We start from the raw sequence: 2087 nt of genomic DNA on the forward strand, positions 1-2087 counted from the left end.
AGCCCGGTGACACTCATGCGCCGCCGCACCCAGTCGTCGCCCGCATCACGCAACGCACGGGCCGTGAGGATGCCCGCCCCGCGCAGCATGCCCGCCAGCCGCCGCCCCACGCCCCACACCGCCTCCACCGGCAGCGACCCCAGCAGGTCGTCCACGCTCATACCCAGCACCTCGCGGCTACGGGCAAGGTCGAACACGCCTTCACAGTGCGGGGTACGCTTGGCCACCCGCCCGGCGATCTTGGCCAGGGTGCGCGTGGGGGCAATGCCCACGGAAATGGGAATGCCGGTCCAGCGGGTGACACGATCGCGCAGGGCGCGGCCCACCGCGACGGGGTCGGTGGCCAGCGGGCCGCGCAGGGGCAGGAAGGCCTCGTCGATGGAATACACCTCCACCTCGGGGGCCAGGGTGCCCAGGGTGCGCATGACCCGGCTGGAAAGGTCGCCGTACAGGGCATAGTTGGAGGAAAAGACATGCACACCCAGCCGGGCCAGCTCGCGCCGAACCTTGAAGGCCGGGGCGCCCATTTCCACGCCCAGAGCCTTGGCCTCGTCCGAGCGCGAGATGATGCACCCGTCGTTGTTGGACAGCACCACGATGGGCTTGCCGCGCAGGTCGGGCCGGAACAGCCGTTCGCACGAGGCGTAGAAGTTGTTGCAGTCCACCAGCGCCCACGACTGAACGACCGGCCCCGGGGGGCAGGAAGAGGGCGCGGCGGCGGGCGGAACCTGCCGGGAAGGAAGAAGCGCGGGGACTGGCATGGCGGATTGCCGTGGGGCCTGTGACGGGCTGGAACAGGCCGCGCCGTTGTTGCGGGATGGTTTGAAGACGCGGCCTCGACGGTCGCTGCGCATCGGAAACCTTGCGGACAGTGCCGGGCCGAAGTGCCGCAGACGAGGAAACGGGACATCACGCGGCAACGCCCCCACCCCCGATACAGTCGGGTCGCGGCCCCGCACGGCAGGCGAATTCCTCCGACAGGAGCCCGTTCCGGCGTGGGGTGCCGTGCACACGGGAAGGAGGATACGGACAGCGGCAGCGCGGGCGTCGCGGCGCCCCCCTACAGGGCGTGCACCACGTAGGTCACCACGCCCCAGACGTGCACATCGTCCCGCCCGGTGACGTCCAGCGGCTCGTAGTCCGGGTTTTCCGGCAGCAGCACCACCCGACCCGCGCGCAGATGCAGGCGCTTTACGGTAAGTTCTCCGTCCACGGCCACGATGGCCACCTTGTTGTGCACGGGCTCCACCGCCCGGTCCACCACCAGCAGATCGCCGTCGTGAATGCCCGCGCCGGTCATGGACTGACCTTGCGCCCGCAGGAAGAAGGTGGACTCCGGATGGCGGATCAGGTGTTCCGCGATGTCCAACGGCCTGTCCAGGTAATCGTCGGCAGGCGAGGGAAAGCCCGCCGCCACCCGAGTCAGCAGCAGGGGGCAGGTCACGCGCACACCCGACGCCAGGGGCGCGCGCGGCGCCGCGCTGGCCGGGAAAGCGGACCGGGCGGGAGAAACGGGAAAACCGGCGGGCATGGGACCTCCTGCGCTGGGGCCAGCGCCCTGAAGGCTGGCCGTTTGCGGAACTGCGGGGACCCGGCTACCATAGGCCGCGCACGCGGGTACGACAACGTGGCTCCGCACCTCCGGACGGTCCCCGCTCTGGAGGGCAGGCGGGGATGCTCCGGCTACTCGGAAAGGATACGCAAACCCGGCCATGGGGCACGTTGAGCCCGCCCAAAATTGCATTAGAGAAAATCTAGAAAAAATTTAACATTTTGTTTTTTACAACATCTTCATGCAACACCACGCTTCCCCCCTCACACCGGATCCCACACCCTGCTCCCTGTCGGGCTCCGGTCCTGCGATCGTCCCCTCGACGGCGCAGGCGGCTCTGCCCGGTGCCCCGCACGCGGGCGCGCCAGCCCTGCCGGATCCGCCGGACCCGCGCCTGCATTTACTGCTGGCCGGATGCTACGGCGTGCTGGTGTGGCACCTGCCGCCCCTTGGGCTGGCCGTGGTGGCGGCAGGACTGGCCGGACTGTTCGCCGCCTCGCCGTTGCGGCGCAGGCTGCGGCCGGGCACGCTGCGC

The 2087-nt window shown here is 69.7% G+C and carries 2 protein-coding genes; both read right to left on the minus strand.

Translation table 11 applies throughout. From position 1 onward, the window contains the following. The coding region (locus FVW27_RS14145; protein WP_167126249.1) for a Y-family DNA polymerase at positions 1-761 on the minus strand (761 nt) is incomplete at its 3' end. A 299-nt stretch (positions 762-1060) separates the two neighbouring features. Beyond that, positions 1061-1531, minus strand: coding sequence for a LexA family protein (locus FVW27_RS14150; RefSeq protein WP_167126252.1), 471 nt, complete (start codon positions 1529-1531; stop codon positions 1061-1063). Positions 1532-2087: the final 556 nt, after the last annotated feature.

The organism is Nitratidesulfovibrio liaohensis, from assembly GCF_011682075.1.
GTDB classification, from domain to species: domain Bacteria; phylum Desulfobacterota; class Desulfovibrionia; order Desulfovibrionales; family Desulfovibrionaceae; genus Cupidesulfovibrio; species Cupidesulfovibrio liaohensis.

Coding starts and splice junctions, on each gene's coding strand:
- FVW27_RS14150 (WP_167126252.1), bottom strand. CDS start 1,531: ATGCCCGCCGGTTTTCCCGTTTCTCCCGCCCGGTCCGCTTTCCCGGCC.